This window comes from Serratia sp. PL7, from assembly GCF_945957435.1.
In genome coordinates this window covers 1-254 of record NZ_CAMFLB010000154.1, presented here as the reverse complement: position 1 = coordinate 254, position 254 = coordinate 1, and the positions used below count along the sequence as shown (strand labels likewise).

1 rRNA gene is annotated in these 254 nt (G+C 47.6%); it reads left to right on the top strand.

The annotated features are described in order from the left end of the window. A 23S ribosomal RNA gene (locus tag N6G83_RS54715) occupies window positions 1–193 on the top strand; the annotation flags it as partial. Window positions 194–254: the final 61 nt, after the last annotated feature.

Below are 254 nucleotides of genomic sequence, written 5' to 3'. Positions count from 1 at the left end.
TTGCCCGGTAGCTAAGTGCGGAAAAGATAAGCGCTGAAAGCATCTAAGCGCGAAACTTGCCTCAAGATGAGTCTTCCCTGGGCCTTTAAGGCCCCTGAAGGAACGTTTAAGACTAAGACGTTGATAGGCTGGGTGTGTAAGTGCAGCGATGCATTGAGCTAACCAGTACTAATGATCCGTGAGGCTTAACCTTACAACACCGAAGGTGTTTTTAGAGAGATTTTCAGCGAAGTTCCGAGATTGGTTCTGATGGC